The following is a 17,020-nucleotide window of genomic DNA, read 5'->3' on the forward strand; positions in this document are numbered from 1 at the left end:
CCCACAGGTACTGTGTTCACCGGACCTGTGGGAGCTGGCTTGCCAGCGATAGGGCCCTCAAATCAGACCGATCCTTCCCCTGCCATCCTGCGATCCAGCTGAAACCGCCAGCGGATATACAGCAGCGCACTGACGAACAACGTCAGGCTGATCACCACTTCCAGCCAGCCGAACAGCGCCCGCGCCGGGTCGAAGGCCGCTTCCACCCCGGTGATGAAGTACAGGTTGAGCACGAAGCACATCCACGCATGGGCCCGCGCGCTGCCGCCGATCATTCCCGGCGCCACCAGCGCCAACGGCAGCAGTTGCACGCCCAGGATCACCCAGCTGCGTGCACCGTGCAGGTCGGTGAAGAACAGCGTATTGACCACCAGCAACAGCACCAGGCTGGCGAAGGCCGCCAGGCTCAGGGCGCGGGTCAGGCGTACCCGCGGCTCCAGCCATTGCAGCGGCGGCAGGATCTTCGGCTTTTTAGCCACGCCCGTTCTCCAGCCGTTTCGCGGTGCTCGCCAGGCGCTGGCCGAGTGCACGGCACAGGGCGATTTCGTCGGCATCCAGGTCGCGCTTGCCATCGGCGCCGGCATGGTGGCTGGCGCCATAGGGCGTGCCGCCGCCTCGGGTCTCGATCAGCGCCGACTCGCTGTAGGGCAGGCCCATGATCAGCATGCCGTGGTGCATCAGCGGCAGCAGCATCGACAGCAGGGTCGATTCCTGGCCACCGTGCAGGCTGGCGGTGGAGGTGAACACCGCCGCCGGCTTGCCCACCAGGCCACCGCTCAGCCACAGGCTGCTGGTGCCGTCGATGAAGTACTTGAGCGGCGCGGCCATGTTGCCGAAGCGGGTCGGGCTGCCCAGGGCCAGGCCAGCGCAATTGCGCAGATCGTCGAGGGTGGCGTAGAGCGCGCCGGTCTCCGGGATCGACGGCGCTACCGCTTCGCATTCGGTGGAGATCGCCGGCACCGTGCGCAACCGGGCCTCCAGGCCGGCCAGTTCCACACCGCGGGCGATCTGCCGGGCCATTTCGCTGGTGGAGCCGTGGCGGCTGTAATAGAGGATCAGGATGTAGGGCTGGCTCACGACAGGATCTCCAGCACTTTTTCCGGCGGACGACCGATCACCGCCTTGTCGCCAGCCACCAGGATCGGCCGTTCGATCAGCTTGGGATGCTCGACCATGGCGGCGATCAGTTGTGCATCGGTCAGGGCCGGGTTGGCCAGGCCGAGGCTGCTGTACTCGTCTTCACCGCTGCGCAGCAGCTGGCGCGCGCCGATGCCCAGCTTGCCGAGCAGGGCCTTGAGGGTTGCCGCATCCGGCGGGGTTTCCAGGTAGCGCACGACGGTGGGCGCGAGGCCCCGTGCTTCGAGCAGTTCCAGGGCACCGCGGGACTTGGAGCAGCGCGGGTTGTGGTAAAGCGTCAGGTCGGTCATGTCAGGGTCGCATCCGGCTGTGAGTGGCGGGTATTCTAACCGCAGCAAACCGGCATTTTGCCTGAATCTTGAAGAAGGATTGACCCATGACAAGGCGTTTGGCAGCAGCCCTGGCCATCAGCATGAGCCTGATGCTCGGTGGTTGCGGTGCGGACTACGGCCTGGACCAGAACGGCAACACGGTGAAAGCCGAGCAACTCGACGGGCGCTGGGTGGTGCTCAACTACTGGGCCGAATGGTGCGGCCCGTGCCGGGTGGAGATTCCCGAACTGAACCAGTTCGCCCAGGAATGGCAGGGCCAGGGTGTGACCGTGGTCGGGGTGAACTTCGACGGGTTGCAGGGCGAGGAACTGAAGAAATCCGTGGACACCATGGGCATCGGTTTCACCGTACTGGCCCAGGACCCGGCCGAGCGCTACGACCTGCCGCGCAGCGAAGGATTGCCGGTGACCTACATCATCGACGACAAGGGCAAGGTGCGTGAGCAGTTGATGGGCGAGCAGACGAAGGCGGGGCTGGTAGAGAAGATCAAGGCGCTCAAGGGCGCCTGAAGTCGGATTGTTCTCCCGGGCCTCATCGCCGGCAACGCCGGCTCCCACAATGTCCGCGTACATCGCAGACCTTGTGGGAGCCGGCGTTGCCGGCGATTAGGCCCGGGAGAACCCCCTCAGCCTTCTTCCGGCCAGAACCGCAGCGGCTTGCCCTCGGCCGGCCAGAACCTGACCTGCTCGATCGGCGAGATATCCCAGCGCTCCACCTTGGCCAGCGCTTCCAGGAAGCGCTTTTCCTGCTCCATCAGCGCCGGTGCACAGAGCTTGCGGGTGCTGCCGATGGTGCCGAAGCTGAGATGGTGGCCCTGCAGGCTGTACTGGGCGAACCAGTGGTTGCAGCCGGCATTGCCATAGGCCCGGCCATCATCGGCGAGGGTCAGGGTCAGGTGGCTGTAGTCCATCAGCGGACGTTCGCCGATCCACTCCAGCACGTAGCTGCGTTCCTTTTGCAGCTTTACCGGCTCGGCCGCGCAGCCCGCCAGGGCCGCCAGCAACGCGCCGCTCATCAGCAGCTTGTTCACTGCGCCTGCTCCCGGCATTTCGGGCACAGGTGCTTGTCACCCTTGGTCGCCCAGCCCAGTTCGGCAATCCGCGCCACGGCCGCCGGTTGCTGGGCTTTCTTGCCCAGCTTGGCGTCTACCGCGAACTCGAATTCGAGCTCGGCATCGCAGCTATTGCACTCTACTTTCCATTGGTGAATGGCCAACTCGCCGAAGGCCGGGCCATTGGCCGTGGCGACCCATTGGCCGCGTGGGTTGATCAGGTGGCGGACGTTGTCCACGGCCAGGCGCATCGACAGGTCCTTGCTGCCCTTGAGGGTGACCAGCAGGACGTCGCCTTTCTGGATCGAGCCGCCGTTGCCGGTAACCTGGTAACGGCCCGGCGCCAGCGCGCGGCATTCGATCAGGGTGTGTTGCGGGTTGAAGAGGGTGTAGCGGAAATCGTGTTCGACCATGGGGCCTCCAAATTTGCCGCGTATCCTACCCTATCCCTCCACCAGATTCTGCGGCGTGCCGACCATCCATCGGGCGATGTTGTCCAGGGTGGTGGCGGCAATGGCGGCCAGCGCCTCGTGGGTCAGGAACGCCTGGTGCGCGGTGACGATCACGTTGGGGAAGGTCAGCAGTCGCGCCAGCACGTCATCCTGCAGCGGCTGGTCGGAGCGGTCCTCGAAGAAGATCTGCGCTTCCTCCTCGTAGACGTCCAGGCCCAGGTAGCCCAGGTGGCCGCTTTTCAGTGCCTCGATCAGCGCCGGGGTGTCTACCAGGGCGCCGCGCCCGGTGTTGATCAGCATGGCGCCGGGCTGCAGTTCGGACAGGCTTTCGATATTGATCAGGTGCCGGGTCTGCGGGGTCAGCGGGCAATGCAGGCTGATGATATTGGCCTGGCGCAGCAGCTGGTCCAGCGGCAGGTAGCGCGCGCCCAGGGCCTCGACGTGCGGGTTCGGATACGGATCATGGGCCAGCAACTGGCAGCCGAAACCGGCCATGATCCGCGCGAAGGCCAGGCCGATCTGCCCGGTGCCGACCACGCCCACGGTCTTGCCGTGCAGGTCGAAGCCGGTCAGCCCGTGCAGGCTGAAATCCCCTTCGCGGGTGCGGTTGTAGGCGCGGTGCAGGCGCCGGTTCAGGGCGAGGATCAGCGCCACCGCATGTTCGGCAATGGCATGCGGGGAATAGGCCGGGACCCGGGTCACGCTCAGGCCCAGGCGTCGCGCCGCCGCCAGGTCGACATGGTTGTAGCCGGCCGAGCGCAGGGCGATCAGGCGCGTGCCGGCCGCGGCCAGGCGTTCCAGCACTGGCGCCGAGAGGTCATCGTTGATGAAGGCGCAGACCACTTCATGACCGGCGGCGAGGGCGGCGGTGTCCTCGTTCAGGCGGGCGGGCTGAAAGTGCAGCTCCAGCCCGTCCACCGCGCGGGCGGCGGTGAAGCTGTTCTGGTCGTAGGACTGGCTGCTGAAAAACAGGACGCGCATCGTTCATGCTCCCTAACGGTCGAACCGCCAGTGTAGCCAAGTGGCGTCCTGACGCCTTGCCCTGGGTCAGGCACTCTGGCGTGCGACGTGCGTCAGCCGGTCGATGGCCCGCTCCAGGTCGTCGAGGGCCTGCTGGGCTTGCGGGTCGTCCTGCTTCAACAGCGTTTCGCTGCGCTGGCAGGCCGCACGCAATTGCGGCACGCCACAGTAGCGGGTGGCACCGTTGAGCCGGTGCACGCGCTCGATGGTCGCCGCGCGGTCGCCGGTATCGCGGGCGGCGCGGATGGCGTGGCGGTCCGACTCCAGCGAGGCCAGCAGCATCGCCAGCATGTCCGCCGCCAGGTCCGGCTTGCCGGCGGCCAGGCGCAGGCCTTCCTCCGGGTCCAGTACCTTCAGTTCGCTGCCGCCGTAAGCACTGGTGCTGCTGCGCTCGTCACGGGTCACGTGGACGGTCAGCCCGGTCCATTTCTGCACCACCTGGGCCAGTTGCCGGTCGCTGATCGGCTTGGTCAGGTAGTCGTCCATGCCGCTGTGCAGCAGGGCGCGCTTTTCATTGGCCATGGCGTGGGCGGTAAGGGCGACGATGGGCAGCGCCTGGCCGCCGTGACCGGCTTCCCAGCGGCGGATCTGCTCGGTGCATTCGCGACCGTCCATGCCCGGCATCTGCACGTCCATCAGCACCAGGTCGAAACTGTCCTGCTGCACCGCCTGGAGCGCCGCCTTGCCGCTGTCTACCGCCAGTACCTCGGCGCCCAGGTCTTCCAGCAGCGTCTGCACCAGCAGCAGGTTGGCCGGGTTGTCATCGACACACAGCACCTTTGGCAGGCGCTGGCCCGGTATTGCCTTGAGCTCGCCCTGGCTGCGCCGCGGCTGGACCAGTTCGAGCAGGGCGCGGCGCAGTTTGCGCGTGCACGCCGGCTTGGCGTGCAACTGGCCATGGGCATTGGGCAGGAACGGGTGATACAGGGTCTGTTCGGTGGTCGGGCAGAGCACCAGGGCCTGGCAGGCGAACCGCTCCAGGCGCTGGATCAACTGGCCGAGGCTTTCCGGAGCCATGTCGTGCAGGTTGACGCCAAGCACCGCCAGTTCGAACGGCTGCCCGGCCAGATGGGCGGCCTCGACCGCGCCAAGCAGTTGCTCGGGAGTGCCGAAGGTGCTGACCGCCAGGCCGCAATCTTCCAGTTGGTGCTCCAGCGCCTGGCGCGCCAGTTCGTGGTTGTCGGTGATCGCCGTGCGCCGTTGGTGCAGGGCTGGCAGTGGCTGGTCCTCGGTGGTGTCGCGGGCCCGTGGCAGGCTCAGGCTGATCCAGAACTGCGAGCCTTCTCCCGGCGTGCTGTCGACACCGATCTCGCCACCCATCTGCTCGATCAGGCGCTTGGAGATCACCAGGCCCAGCCCGGTACCGCCGGCCTGGCGCGACAGCGAGTTGTCGGCCTGGCTGAACGCCTGGAACAGGGCCCGCACATCCTGGGCCGAGAGGCCGATCCCGGTGTCCTGGATGCAGATGCGCAACTGCACCGAGTCTTCGCGCTCGTCCTCGAGCATGGCGCGGGCGACGATGGTGCCCTCGCGGGTGAACTTGATCGCGTTGCTGACCAGGTTGGTAAGGATCTGCTTCAGGCGCAGCGGGTCGCCGATCAGCGACAGCGGCGTGTCCCGATAGACCAGGCTGACCAGCTCCAACTGCTTGGCATGCGCCTGGGGCGCCAGGATGGTCAGCGTGTCCTGGATCAGGTCGCGAAGGTTGAACGGAATGCTCTCCAGCACCAGCTTGCCGGCCTCGATCTTGGAAAAGTCGAGGATCTCGTTGATGATCCCCAGCAGGCTGTCGGCGGACTTCTCGATGGTGCCGAGGTAGTCGTGCTGGCGCGGGGTCAGCTCGCTTTTCTGCAGTAGATGGGTAAAGCCCAGGATACCGTTGAGCGGCGTGCGGATCTCGTGGCTCATGTTGGCGAGGAACTCGGATTTGATCCGGCTCGCCTCGATCGCTTCCTTGCGCGCCATGTCGAGTTCGATGTTCTGGATCTCGATGGTTTCCAGGTTCTGCCGTACGTCCTCGGTGGCCTGGTCGATGCTGTGCTGCAACTCTTCGTGGGCGCTGTGCAGGGTCTCGGCCATGCGGTTGATGCCGGCGGCCAGCTCGTCCAGTTCATAGCTGCCCATGCTCGGCAGGCGCTCTTCAAGGTTGCCGTCCTTGAGCTGGCTGACCGCGTGCTTGATTTGCCCGATCGGGCCATTGATCGCCCGGCTCATGCGCAGGGCGATCAGGGTGGTCGCCATCAGCCCGAGCAGGATCAGCAGCAGGCTGGCGAACAGCGCCCGGTAACCGCGCAGCAACGTGCTGCCATGGGATATCTCGATCTCGACCCAGCCCAGCAGGCGATCGGTTTCATGGGGCACGGGATCGTCGGCCAGGTCCCGATGATGGCCGAACACCGGCAGCAGGTAGCGGGTGGCATCGCTGCCGGAGCGCTGGAGCATCTGCGTACCGCCACCGGCCGGCGGCATGTTGAGCATGCTCGGCCCGGCGTGGGCGAGGCTGCCGCGGTCGGGGCTGAGGAAGGACACGGCGCGGACATCGGCCTGTTCCAGGGTCTGCGCGGCGATGCGTTCCAGTTGCGCGCGATCCTTGCGTGCCAGGGCCGGGCCCGCAAGGGGCGCCAGGCTCTCGGTAATCATCTGTCCGCGCTGGAGCAACTGGGTCTGCAGTTCGTTCTGCTGCAGCCAGGTGAAATAGCCGCCAAGCACCAGGGCCATGGTCCCGGCGGGCACCACGGCGAGCAGCAGCACGCGGGTCCTGATTCCAAATCGATTCAGCACGCCCGGTCTCCTGTGTCTGCGCGGCGCTGTATGGACAGAAAGCTACCGCGTGTATCGAGGTATTGCACTGGTTAATCGCTCCGTGATGAACCCTCCCTTGTACCCGGATCGGGTTGCCTGGGGAAAGCAATTGCTAAATAATCGCGCGATTGAGAATCGCTAGCAGCCGCCAATGAATCCCGACGTCATCCGCAATCCCAACATTCTCGCGATCGAGGACGATCCGGTGCTTGGTGCCTATCTTCACGAGCAACTCCAGCGTAGTGGTTTTCTCGTGACCTGGTGCCGCAACGGCCGTGACGGCCTGGACCAGGCGCGCCAGCAGCATTTCGACGTCGTGCTGATGGATATCCTGCTGCCGGGCATGACCGGCCTCGACGCCCTGGTGCAGTTGCGCGAGCGCAGCAGCACGCCGGTGATCATGATGTCGGCGCTCGGGGCAGAGGCGGACCGCATCACCGGCTTCCAGCGCGGCGCCGACGACTACCTGCCCAAGCCATTCAGCATGGCCGAACTGAGGGTGCGCATCGAAGCGATCCTGCGCCGGGTCGATCTGGAACGTCGACAGTGGCCGGCAACCAGGGCGCCGGGCGGCGAACTGCAATTCGACGAGAAGGCCAGCGATGTGTGCCACGATGGCCGATGGGCCGGCCTGACGCCCAGCGAGTACCGGGTGCTCGAAACCCTGCAGCGCAGCCCCGACGAGGTGCTGAGCAAGCCCTTCCTTTACCAGCATGTGCTGCAGCGCGGCTACTCGCGCCACGACCGCAGCCTGGACATGCATGTCAGCCAGATCCGGCGCAAGCTCAAGGCCATCGGCTACCAGGGGCGCCAGCTTCGCACCGTATGGGGCCAGGGCTACATGCTTGGCGCCGGCGAGGACGCGTGAGTTGCCCAATCGTCATTCGCTGTTCTGGAAACTGGCGATCCTCATGGTGGGCTTCTGCCTGCTGCTGATTGGCCTGAGCCTGTCCTGGGGCCGGCAGATGGAAGTGCGCAATGCCTACCTGGCCCCGCATGCGCGGGAACTGCTCGAAGGGTATGCCGCCGAGGCCGAGCGTGCCCTGTTGAGCGGCGGCACGGCGGGTATCGATCTGTGGCTGGGCGGCATGCGCGAGCGTGAACAGGGTTTTATCGCCGTGATCGGGCCAGACCTGCAACCGCTGGGCAGCCTTCCGCTGAGCGATGCCCAGGTCGAGCGCTTGACCAACCTGCGTGGCGTGGATCGTCCGGTCAGCCGCCATTCCAGCACCGCGCCGTGGATGCGCGTACCGTTTCCCGGCGACTCGTCCCTCGGCAGCCTGGTCATCGAGTTGCCCCAGCGGCTGGTCCCCGACCGCTGGAACCTGCTGTTCTGGCGCATGGTCACCAATGGCCTGATCCCCGGGCTGCTGACCCTGCTGTTCTGCTTCGGCCTGTACCGGATGTTGATCCGCCCGCTGCATCAACTGCGCGACCAGGCCAATGCCTGGCGCGCCGAGCAACTGACGGCACGGGTGGCCAGCGCCACCACCAGCCGCCATGACGAATTCGGCGAACTGGGCCGGGCCTTCGACGATATGGCCGAGCGCCTGCAGGGCACCGTGGCCTTGCAGCAGCAACTGTTGCGCGACCTGTCCCATGAGTTGCGTACGCCACTGAGCCGGCTGCAGGTAGCCAGCGATAGCGAGCAGGATGGGCAACGGCTGCGCGAGCGTTTGCGGCGCGAGGTGCGGGGCATGCAGCGCCTGGTCGAGGATGCCCTGCAACTGGCCTGGCTGGATGCCGAGCGTGCGCCGCTGCCCAGCGAGCCGATCGGCATCGCCGCTCTGTGGGAAATGCTCTGCGAGGATGCCTGCTTCGAAAGTGGCTGGCCGCGAACACAACTGCTGTGCGAAGTGGGTGACGACTGCTGGGTGCAGGGCCATCTCGACAGCCTCGCCCAGGCCCTGGAAAACATACTGCGCAATGCCATCCGTCACTCACCGGCGGGCGGCCTGGTCCGCCTCGGCGGCCAACGCCAGGGCGAGCACTGGCTGCTCTGGCTGGAAGACGAGGGCGGTGGCGTGGACGAGACGGAGCTGGAGCGGATATTCGCTGCTTTCACCCGCCTGGACGGCTCGCGCCCCGGCGATGGTGGCTTCGGCCTGGGCCTGAGCATCGCCCGCAATGCCGTGCAGCGCCAGGGTGGCCGACTTTGGGCGCAGAACGGGACACGGGGCCTGCGCCTGAATATTCGCCTGCTGGCGGCGCAAGCGACAGGCTGCCGCCCAGGCTTATAGCGATCCGCTATAAACCTCGCAGATTGCGTGATATGGAGTGCGACGGTTTGCCGGTATGATAGGCGGCCCCGTGAGTCTGGATTGCGAAAACGCCATGACCTTGCAGTACCCCACCATCGCCGATTGCGTCGGCAATACCCCCCTGGTCCGCCTGCAACGCATGGCCGGCGACACCAGCAATACTCTCCTGGTGAAACTCGAAGGCAACAACCCGGCGGGTTCGGTCAAGGACCGTCCGGCGCTGTCGATGATCACCCGTGCCGAGCTGCGCGGTCAGATCAAGCCGGGCGATACCCTGATCGAGGCGACCTCCGGCAACACCGGTATCGCCCTGGCCATGGCGGCGGCGATCAAGGGCTACAAGATGATCCTGATCATGCCCGACAACTCCAGCGCCGAACGCAAGGCGGCGATGACCGCCTATGGTGCCGAGCTGATCCTGGTCAGCAAGGAAGAGGGTATGGAAGGTGCCCGTGACCTCGCCGAGCGCCTGCGTGACCAAGGTCGCGGCCTGGTCCTCGACCAGTTCGGCAACGGTGACAACCCCGAGGCCCACTACGTCAGCACCGGCCCGGAAATCTGGCGCCAGACCGGCGGCAACATCACCCACTTCATCAGTTCCATGGGCACCACCGGCACCATCATGGGCTGCTCGCGCTACCTCAAGGAGCAGAATCCGCAGGTGCAGATCGTCGGCCTGCAGCCCATGGAGGGCTCGGCCATCCCGGGCATCCGTCGCTGGCCCGAGGAATACCTGCCGTCGATCTTCCAGGCCGAGCGCGTCGATCGCGTGGTCGACATGGCCCAGAGCGAAGCCGAGGAAACCACCCGTCGCCTGGCCCGGGAAGAGGGCATTTTCTGCGGCGTGTCGTCCGGTGGTGCAGTGGCAGCCATGCTGCGCCTGTCCCGCGAAGTGGAGAACGCGACCATGGTGGCGATCATCTGCGACCGTGGCGACCGCTATCTGTCGACCGGCATTTTCGACGCGGATCGCTGATGTCCAAAGGTAAACGTAACGGCGGCCTGCGCTTCCAGCCGGCCGGCGGCAGCCGTGCGCCCCAGGTGCCGACGGGCAAGAAGCAGCGCCTGACCATCGAGCGCCTGGCTGGCGATGGCCGCGGCATCGCCTTCCTCGACGGCCGCACCTGGTTCGTCAGCGGTGCGCTGGCGGGCGAAGAGGTCGAGGCGCGGGTGCTCAATGCCCATGGCAAGGTGGTCGAGGCCCGCCTGGAGCGGGTCTTCGGCGCCAGTGCCCAGCGCCGCGCGGCACCCTGCCGGCACTTCGAGCGTTGTGGCGGCTGCAACCTGCAGCACCTGTCCCATGACGATCAGCTTCAGCTCAAGCAGCGCCTGCTTGCCGAACAGTTGCAGCGGGTGGCGGGTGTCGTGCCCGAGCAATGGGCCGCGCCTTTGAGCGGGCCGGAATTCGGCTATCGCCGCCGGGCCCGGATTGCGGTGCGCTGGGATCACAAGACGAAGAAACTCGACGTCGGTTTCCGCGCCGAAGCCAGCCAGGACATCATCGCCATCGACGACTGTCCGGTGCTGGTACAGCCCTTGCAGTCGGTGCTGCGCCATCTGCCGCTGCTGTTGCAGAGCCTGGGCAAGCCCCAGGTGGTAGGGCACGTCGAGTTGTTCAGCGGTACCGCCCTGGCCATGCTGGTGCGCCACACCGCACCGCTGGGCGAGGTGGACCTCGGCAAGCTGAAAGCCTTCTGCGCCGAAGCAGGCGTGCAGCTCTGGCTGCAAGGCGAAGGCGAGCCCTGGTCAGTGGAACCGGAGCAGTCCCTCGGGTTCGAACTGCAGCCCTGGAACCTGACCCTGGCCTATCGCCCGGGCGATTTCGTCCAGGTCAACGCCGGCGTCAATACGGCGATGATCGAACAGGCCCTCGACTGGCTCGCCCCGCAGAATGACGAGCGCGTGCTGGACCTGTTCTGCGGCCTGGGCAACTTCGCCCTGCCGCTTGCGCAGAAGGCCGCCGAGGTGGTGGCCGTGGAAGGGGTGCAGGCAATGGTCGAACGGGCCGCTGCCAATGCCCGTAGCAATAATTTGAATAATGTTCGCTGTTTTCAGGCGGATTTATCCCAACCGCTGGCAGCGTCCGGGTGGGCGACGGAAGGCTTTTCTGCGGTACTCTTGGACCCACCCCGAGACGGTGCCTACGAAGTCGTCAGAAATATCGCAGCACTGGGTGGAAAGCGCTTGGTCTATGTGTCGTGCAATCCGGCGACCCTGGCCCGCGATACGCTTGAGTTGATCAAGCAGGGTTACCGGTTAAAAAGGGCCGGGATCCTCGACATGTTCCCGCAGACAGCACATGTCGAGGCCATGGCGTTATTCGAGGCGGGTCAGCCAGGCTGACCGCCCGGTGTCGTGCCTTTATCGATCTGTGGCACGGCACCCGAGTTTTCAGGCGCATCGCGCATGCGCTGCAGGAAAAGGTAAACAAAGATGGTACAGGTGAGAGTGCACCAGCCGGTCAACACCGACGGCAGTATCAATCTCGAAGCATGGCTGGATCATGTGTGCAGCGTCGACGCGGCGCTGGATCGCGAAGCGCTGAAGGTTGCCTGCGAATTCGCCCAGGAAATCGAGAAGCAGGGCAACCAGGCCAAACACTCCTGGGCCGATGGCACCTCGAGTTTCCAGGCCGGTCTTGAAATCGCCGAAATCCTCGCGGACCTCAAGCTCGACCAGGACTCGCTGGTCGCCGCGATCATTTATCGCGCCGTGCGCGAGGGCAAGGCAACCCTGGCCGAAGTCGCCCAGCGCTTCGGTCCGGTGGTGTCCAAGCTCATCGACGGCGTGCTGCGCATGGCCGCCATCAGCGCCAGTCTCAATCCGCGCCAGTCCCTGGTGCTGGGTTCCCAGGCCCAGGTGGAAAACCTGCGCAAGATGCTCGTGGCCATGGTCGATGATGTGCGCGTGGCCCTGATCAAGCTGGCCGAACGCACCTGCGCCATTCGCGCGGTGAAGGGCGCCGACGACGAGAAGCGCCACCGTGTCGCCCGCGAGGTCTTCGATATCTACGCGCCGCTGGCGCATCGCCTGGGTATCGGCCATATCAAGTGGGAGCTGGAGGACCTGTCCTTCCGCTACCTGGAGCCGGACCAGTACAAGCAGATCGCCAAGCTCCTGCACGAGCGCCGGCTCGATCGCGAACGCTTCATCAACGATGTCATGGCCCAGTTGCAGAACGAACTGCTGGCCACCGGGGTCAAGGCCGATATCAGCGGTCGGGCGAAACATATCTATTCCATCTGGCGCAAGATGCAGCGCAAGGGCCTGGAGTTCAGCCAGATCTACGACGTGCGCGCGGTGCGGGTGCTGGTTCCGGAAATGCGCGACTGCTACACCGCGCTCGGCATCGTCCACACCCTGTGGCGGCACATTCCCAAGGAGTTCGACGACTACATCGCCAACCCCAAGGAAAACGGCTACCGCTCCCTGCACACCGCAGTGATCGGGCCCGAGGGCAAGGTCCTCGAGGTGCAGATCCGCACCCACGCCATGCACGAGGAAGCCGAGCTGGGCGTGTGCGCCCACTGGCGCTACAAGGGCACCGACGTCAAGTCCGGCTCCAACCACTACGAAGAGAAGATCTCGTGGCTGCGCCAGGTCCTGGAGTGGCACGAGGAGCTGGGCGATATCGGCGGCCTGGCCGAGCAGTTGCGGGTGGATATCGAGCCCGACCGGGTCTACGTGTTCACCCCTGACGGTCACGCCATCGACCTGCCCAAGGGCGCGACGCCGCTGGACTTCGCCTACCGGGTGCACACCGAGATCGGCCACAACTGCCGGGGCGCCAAGATCAACGGGCGCATCGTGCCGCTCAACTACAGCCTGCAGACCGGCGAGCAGGTGGAGATCATCACCAGCAAGCACGGCAACCCGAGCCGCGACTGGCTGAACTCCAACCTCGGCTATGTCACCACCTCGCGGGCGCGGGCGAAGATCGTCCACTGGTTCAAGCTGCAGGCACGTGACCAGAACGTTGCGGCCGGCAAGACCCTGCTGGAGCGCGAGCTGAACCGCCTCGGCCTGCCCCAGGTGGACTTCGAGCGCCTGGCGGAAAAAGCCAACCTGCGTACCGCCGAGGACATGTTCGCTTCCCTCGGTGCCGGCGACCTGCGCCTGGCCCACCTGGTCAACGCCGCCCAGCAATTGGTGGAACCGGAGCGGATCGAGGAAATCGATCTCATCACCCGCAAGGCCACCGGCTTCAAGCCGGGCAAGCGCGGCGACATCCAGATCCAGGGCGTGGGCAACCTGCTGACCCAGATGGCCGGCTGCTGCCAGCCGCTGCCGGGGGATGCCATCGTCGGCTACATCACCCAGGGCCGCGGCGTGACCATCCACCGCCAGGACTGCGCTTCGGTATTGCAACTGGGCGGGCGCGAGCCGGAACGGATCATCCAGGTCAGCTGGGGGCCGGTGCCGGTGCAGACCTATCCGGTGGACATCATGGTGCGTGCCTACGACCGTCCGGGGTTGCTGCGTGACGTCTCCCAGGTCCTGCTCAACGAGCGGATCAACGTGCTGGCGGTCAACACCCGCTCGAACAAGGAAGACAACACCGCGCTGATGTCGCTGACCATCGAGATTCCCGGCCTGGATGCCCTCGGCCGCCTGCTCGGGCGTATCTCGCAGTTGCCGAACATCATCGAGACCCGGCGCAACCGCACCCCTTGACCGAGACAGGCCCGCCCTCGCGGCGGGCCTGTGCTGTTACGAGAAGCCACGATGTACACCCTGGACGACCTGCTGCACCTCATGGCCCGCCTGCGCGATCCGCAATACGGCTGCCCGTGGGACCTGAAACAGACCTACGCGAGCATCGTTCCCCATACCCTGGAGGAAGCCTACGAGGTGGCCGATGCCATCGAGCGCGGCGATTTCGAGCACCTCCAGGGCGAACTGGGCGACCTGCTGTTCCAGGTGGTCTACTACAGCCAGCTGGCCATGGAGGAAGGCCGCTTCGAGTTCGCCGGGGTGATCGACAGCATCACCCGCAAGCTGATCCGCCGCCATCCCCATGTATTCCCCACCGGCGAGCTGTATGCGCCGTTGGACACCCCGCGCCTGGATGAACACCAGGTCAAGCAGCGCTGGGAAGAGATCAAGGCCCAGGAGCGGGCCGAGAAGGGCGTTCCCGAACAACTGTCCCTGCTCGACGATGTTCCGGCGGCGCTGCCGGCGCTGTCCCGCGCGGCCAAGCTGCAGAAACGCACGGCCCAGGTCGGTTTCGACTGGCCGGGCCCGCTGCCGGTGCTGGACAAGGTCCGCGAGGAACTGGACGAAGTGCTGGAAGCCATGGCCGACAACGATGCCGTGGCCCTGGCCGATGAAGTGGGCGACCTGCTGTTCGCCACGGTCAACCTGGCCCGGCACCTGAAGATCGACCCGGAAAATGCCCTGCGTAGCGCCAACGCCAAGTTCGAGCGACGCTTCCGTTTTATCGAGCAGGCATTGCGCGACAGCGGGCGTCCGATCGAAGATTGCACCCTCGAAGACTTGGATGCGCTCTGGGGCGAAGCCAAGCGTCAGGAAAAGAACCTGCCCAGCTGCGGCTGAGCGCGATGCATTAAGTGAGTGAACACGATGAGCCTTTCCCTTCGCGACCAATTGCTCAAAGCCGGCCTGGTCAACCAGAAGCAGGTCAAGCAGGTCAACAAAGAGCAAAAGAAGCAGAAACGCCTGGAGCATAAAGGCCAGGTCGAAGTCGACGACAGCCAGCAGCGCCTGGCCAAGGAGGCGATGGCCGAGAAGGTTGCGCGTGACCAGGAGCTGAACCGCCAACAGCAGGAAAAGGCCGAGCAGAAGGCCCGTGCCGCGCAGGTCAAGCAACTGATCGAAGCCTCGCGCCTGCCCAAGCTGACCACCGAGGACTACTACAACTTCGTCGACGACAAGAAGGTCAAGCGCATCTCGGTCAATGCCCTGATGCGCAGCAAGCTGAGCAGTGGCTCGCTGGCCATCGTCGCCCACGCTGGCGGCTACGAGATCATTCCCCGTGAAGCGGCGCTGAAGATCCAGGAGCGCGATCCCAAGCGCATCCTGCTGCTCAATACCCAGGTGGAAGAGCCGGATGCCGACGATCCGTACGCGGCCTACGTGATCCCGGACGACCTGATGTGGTGATCTGATTCGGTAGAAACGACAAACCCCGCCATGGCGGGGTTTGTTTTATGTGGAAAAGGCTGGTTTCAGGACTGGGTCCGGCGGGTTTCCCAGACTTCCAGTTCCATGCGGTAGCGGTGGGCTTCGTGTTCAGTGTGGAACATGCCGACCAATTGGCCCTGCTGGTGCACATCCCAGATGCGTACGCCAGCGGCGACGCCTTCGTGGGACAGTTTCGATTCGTCGCGCTCAGTTACTTTGACAGTCATGTGCAAACTCCAAATCCGGTTAACTGCGGCACTCTGTCGCAGGCTTCATTTATAGGATTTGTTAGCTCGCTAAGTAAATTAAAAGCGCCATGAAAGATCTTTCATGCTTGCTCTTGAGGGCCTCATCGCCGGCAACGCCGGCTCCCACAGGGACCTGAGTACACCGCCGATTGAGCTGCGCCCCGGATGTTGGACACTTTTGTCTAAAGCTATGCGGCTTGTGCTCTGTACGCTACAGGGCTCAGGCCGCCGAGCTTCATCTTGATACGTTCGTGGTTGTAGTAGCGGATGTAATCATCAATCCCAGCGCGTAATTGCTCGATGCTCTCAAATTTCTCGCGGTAGAAATACTCCGACTTCAGCGTGCCGAAAAAGCTTTCCATCGCCGCATTGTCCAGGCAGTTGCCCTTGCGCGACATGCTCTGTTCCAAGCCCGCTTCTTTCAAGCGCTGGCGGTAATCCGGATAGCGATAATGCCATCCCTGATCTGAGTGCAGCATCGGCTTACTGTCAGTCGGCAGCTTCTCCAGCGCTCGTTCAAGCATCGTTCCCACCAGGGTGTAACGCGGCCGAGTATCCGTTTGATAGGCCACGATCTCCCCGTTGTACAAGTCCAGAACTGGCGACAGATAAAGCTTTTCTCCAGCCACCTTGAACTCGGTAACGTCTGTCACCCATTTCTGATTCGGCTGATCAGCAGCGAACTCCCGGTTCATGGTGTTCGGCGATGCTTCGTCCATCAGCACTCTGTACGACTTGTATTTCTTCGGTCGTACCGTGCACTTGAGGTCCAACTCGCCCATGAGGCGGCGCACTTTCTTGCCGTTGATCACGTGCCCTTTCTGGCGCAGCGCAGCGGTCATGCGACGATAACCATACCGGCCCCTGTGGTGCTCCTGAATGCCCCGCATCGCCTGTTTCAGTGGAGCGTACTTATCCTCGGCGCCCTCGTCCCCGAAGTAGGTGTAGTAAGTGCTACGAGGCAAACCAGCAGCGATCAGCAGGTATTTCAGCCTGAACTGTCGGCGCAGCGCGGTAATCAGCTGGGCTTTTTCCTTACTGCCCGGGTCTGCCTGAGCTTCGCCTCCTCTAACTCCTCGAGCTTTTTTAGGTAGGCGTTCTCCGCTTCAAGCATGCGAACTTTCTCTAGTAACTCTTTGGGCGAGAGGTCCTCGTTACGCACGGCTGCAGGCTTGGAGGACTTGGCGGAAGGCTTGGGCATGGTGCGGGTTGAACTCTTTTCTACAGAAAGCTGGTTTGCGAGCCCGTCACTGTAATACTGGCGCAGCCATCTGCCCAGCTGACTAGAGTTACCTAGGTTGAACAACGCTGCGGCGGCGCGCTGAGAAAGACGGTCATTTAGCATGCGGTGAAGCACCGTAATCTTGAATTCGGCGCTGTGGCGCTGATGGCGACGCTCAAGGCTGGACCTGCCGTGTTGCTGATAGGCCACGACCCAACGGCGAAGCAAGGTGGGATCTATCTGGAACTGGTTCGCCACATGACGGAAACCTCGGCCTCGCTTGAGGAAGGCTTCGATGGCGGACAACTTGAACTGCTTTGAATACTTGGTCATGCAAAACACCCCGATGTT

17 protein-coding genes are annotated in these 17,020 nt (G+C 64.4%); 8 read left to right on the forward strand and 9 right to left on the reverse strand.

What is annotated here, in order from left to right; genetic code table 11:
• Positions 1–62: 62 nt before the first annotated feature.
• From ACPFMA_RS06850 to arsC, 3 genes are read right to left on the reverse strand one after another with little or no spacing between them, the layout of a single operon-like run.
• Entirely contained in the window at positions 63–479 is a 417-nt protein-coding gene (locus tag ACPFMA_RS06850; RefSeq protein WP_064305025.1) for a DUF2069 domain-containing protein, read from the reverse strand.
• On the reverse strand, positions 472–1,077 hold the full coding sequence (gene wrbA, locus ACPFMA_RS06855) for an NAD(P)H:quinone oxidoreductase (protein ID WP_064305024.1): 606 nt from the start codon (positions 1,075–1,077) through the stop codon (positions 472–474). Before wrbA ends, ACPFMA_RS06850 begins: the two co-directional genes overlap by 8 nt.
• Entirely contained in the window at positions 1,074–1,427 is a 354-nt protein-coding gene (arsC, locus tag ACPFMA_RS06860; protein WP_420059286.1) for an arsenate reductase (glutaredoxin), read from the reverse strand. The genes wrbA and arsC overlap by 4 nt, the downstream gene beginning before the upstream one ends.
• Positions 1,428–1,513: 86 nt before the next feature.
• On the opposite strand from arsC, the gene ACPFMA_RS06865 reads away from it, so the two are divergent.
• Positions 1,514–1,978: a TlpA disulfide reductase family protein gene (locus ACPFMA_RS06865; protein ID WP_009397982.1), complete on the forward strand. Its 465-nt coding sequence runs from the start codon at positions 1,514–1,516 to the stop codon at positions 1,976–1,978.
• 116 nt (positions 1,979–2,094) lie between these two features.
• Here the strand turns inward: ACPFMA_RS06865 and ACPFMA_RS06870 are convergent, their stop codons facing one another.
• From ACPFMA_RS06870 to ACPFMA_RS06885, 4 genes are all read right to left on the reverse strand, one after another.
• Complete coding sequence (locus ACPFMA_RS06870) at positions 2,095–2,484, reverse strand: META domain-containing protein (protein WP_425930578.1); 390 nt, start codon at positions 2,482–2,484, stop codon at positions 2,095–2,097.
• 11 nt (positions 2,485–2,495) lie between these two features.
• The gene (locus tag ACPFMA_RS06875) at positions 2,496–2,933 is read right to left on the reverse strand and encodes a hypothetical protein (protein WP_064305021.1); all 438 of its coding nucleotides are present in this window, start codon (positions 2,931–2,933) and stop codon (positions 2,496–2,498) included.
• Positions 2,934–2,963: 30 nt separating this feature from the next.
• Complete coding sequence (locus ACPFMA_RS06880; protein ID WP_279897953.1) at positions 2,964–3,953, reverse strand: 2-hydroxyacid dehydrogenase; 990 nt, start codon at positions 3,951–3,953, stop codon at positions 2,964–2,966.
• A 66-nt stretch (positions 3,954–4,019) separates the two neighbouring features.
• Positions 4,020–6,773 carry a response regulator gene (locus ACPFMA_RS06885; protein WP_420059283.1) on the reverse strand — a complete coding sequence of 918 codons (2,754 nt, stop codon included), beginning with the start codon at positions 6,771–6,773 and terminating at the stop codon, positions 4,020–4,022.
• A gap of 172 nt (positions 6,774–6,945) precedes the next feature.
• Between ACPFMA_RS06885 and ACPFMA_RS06890 the strand changes: the two genes are divergently transcribed.
• From ACPFMA_RS06890 to ACPFMA_RS06920, 7 genes are all read left to right on the forward strand, one after another.
• On the forward strand, positions 6,946–7,662 hold the full coding sequence (locus ACPFMA_RS06890) for a response regulator transcription factor (protein ID WP_064305018.1): 717 nt from the start codon (positions 6,946–6,948) through the stop codon (positions 7,660–7,662).
• Between the two features lie 43 nt (positions 7,663–7,705).
• Entirely contained in the window at positions 7,706–9,034 is a 1,329-nt protein-coding gene (locus ACPFMA_RS06895) for a histidine kinase sensor domain-containing protein (protein ID WP_425930579.1), read from the forward strand.
• 94 nt (positions 9,035–9,128) lie between these two features.
• Positions 9,129–10,031, forward strand: coding sequence for a cysteine synthase CysM (gene cysM, locus ACPFMA_RS06900; RefSeq protein WP_037059881.1), 903 nt, complete (start codon positions 9,129–9,131; stop codon positions 10,029–10,031).
• On the forward strand, positions 10,031–11,398 hold the full coding sequence (gene rlmD, locus ACPFMA_RS06905) for a 23S rRNA (uracil(1939)-C(5))-methyltransferase RlmD (protein ID WP_420059282.1): 1,368 nt from the start codon (positions 10,031–10,033) through the stop codon (positions 11,396–11,398). The genes cysM and rlmD overlap by 1 nt, the downstream gene beginning before the upstream one ends.
• Before the next feature lie 90 nt (positions 11,399–11,488).
• Entirely contained in the window at positions 11,489–13,729 is a 2,241-nt protein-coding gene (gene relA, locus ACPFMA_RS06910; protein ID WP_009397967.1) for a GTP diphosphokinase, read from the forward strand.
• 51 nt (positions 13,730–13,780) lie between these two features.
• Complete coding sequence (gene mazG / locus ACPFMA_RS06915) at positions 13,781–14,611, forward strand: nucleoside triphosphate pyrophosphohydrolase (RefSeq protein WP_425929892.1); 831 nt, start codon at positions 13,781–13,783, stop codon at positions 14,609–14,611.
• Positions 14,612–14,638: 27 nt separating this feature from the next.
• Positions 14,639–15,178, forward strand: coding sequence for a DUF2058 domain-containing protein (locus ACPFMA_RS06920; protein WP_009397965.1), 540 nt, complete (start codon positions 14,639–14,641; stop codon positions 15,176–15,178).
• Positions 15,179–15,243: 65 nt separating this feature from the next.
• Here the strand turns inward: ACPFMA_RS06920 and ACPFMA_RS06925 are convergent, their stop codons facing one another.
• Positions 15,244–15,426: a hypothetical protein gene (locus tag ACPFMA_RS06925; RefSeq protein WP_009397964.1), complete on the reverse strand. Its 183-nt coding sequence runs from the start codon at positions 15,424–15,426 to the stop codon at positions 15,244–15,246.
• A 209-nt stretch (positions 15,427–15,635) separates the two neighbouring features.
• Positions 15,636–17,002 (reverse strand): IS3 family transposase gene (locus tag ACPFMA_RS06930; protein ID WP_425928094.1). Its coding sequence is split into 2 segments (ribosomal slippage): positions 15,636–16,537 and positions 16,537–17,002, totalling 1,368 coding nucleotides; the frame shifts between segments, so codons are not numbered across the junction.
• Positions 17,003–17,020: the final 18 nt, after the last annotated feature.

The organism is Pseudomonas sp. NyZ201 (assembly GCF_049860765.1).
Taxonomy (GTDB): Bacteria; Pseudomonadota; Gammaproteobacteria; order Pseudomonadales; family Pseudomonadaceae; genus Aquipseudomonas; species Aquipseudomonas bharatica.

Coding starts and splice junctions, on each gene's coding strand:
- ACPFMA_RS06880 (WP_279897953.1), bottom strand. CDS start 3,953: ATGCGCGTCCTGTTTTTCAGCAGCCAGTCCTACGACCAGAACAGCTTC.
- rlmD (WP_420059282.1), top strand. CDS start 10,031: ATGTCCAAAGGTAAACGTAACGGCGGCCTGCGCTTCCAGCCGGCCGGC.
- ACPFMA_RS06870 (WP_425930578.1), bottom strand. CDS start 2,484: ATGAGCGGCGCGTTGCTGGCGGCCCTGGCGGGCTGCGCGGCCGAGCCG.
- arsC (WP_420059286.1), bottom strand. CDS start 1,427: ATGACCGACCTGACGCTTTACCACAACCCGCGCTGCTCCAAGTCCCGC.
- cysM (WP_037059881.1), top strand. CDS start 9,129: ATGACCTTGCAGTACCCCACCATCGCCGATTGCGTCGGCAATACCCCC.
- relA (WP_009397967.1), top strand. CDS start 11,489: ATGGTACAGGTGAGAGTGCACCAGCCGGTCAACACCGACGGCAGTATC.
- ACPFMA_RS06925 (WP_009397964.1), bottom strand. CDS start 15,426: ATGACTGTCAAAGTAACTGAGCGCGACGAATCGAAACTGTCCCACGAA.
- ACPFMA_RS06895 (WP_425930579.1), top strand. CDS start 7,706: ATGGTGGGCTTCTGCCTGCTGCTGATTGGCCTGAGCCTGTCCTGGGGC.
- mazG (WP_425929892.1), top strand. CDS start 13,781: ATGTACACCCTGGACGACCTGCTGCACCTCATGGCCCGCCTGCGCGAT.
- ACPFMA_RS06890 (WP_064305018.1), top strand. CDS start 6,946: ATGAATCCCGACGTCATCCGCAATCCCAACATTCTCGCGATCGAGGAC.
- ACPFMA_RS06875 (WP_064305021.1), bottom strand. CDS start 2,933: ATGGTCGAACACGATTTCCGCTACACCCTCTTCAACCCGCAACACACC.
- ACPFMA_RS06865 (WP_009397982.1), top strand. CDS start 1,514: ATGACAAGGCGTTTGGCAGCAGCCCTGGCCATCAGCATGAGCCTGATG.
- ACPFMA_RS06920 (WP_009397965.1), top strand. CDS start 14,639: ATGAGCCTTTCCCTTCGCGACCAATTGCTCAAAGCCGGCCTGGTCAAC.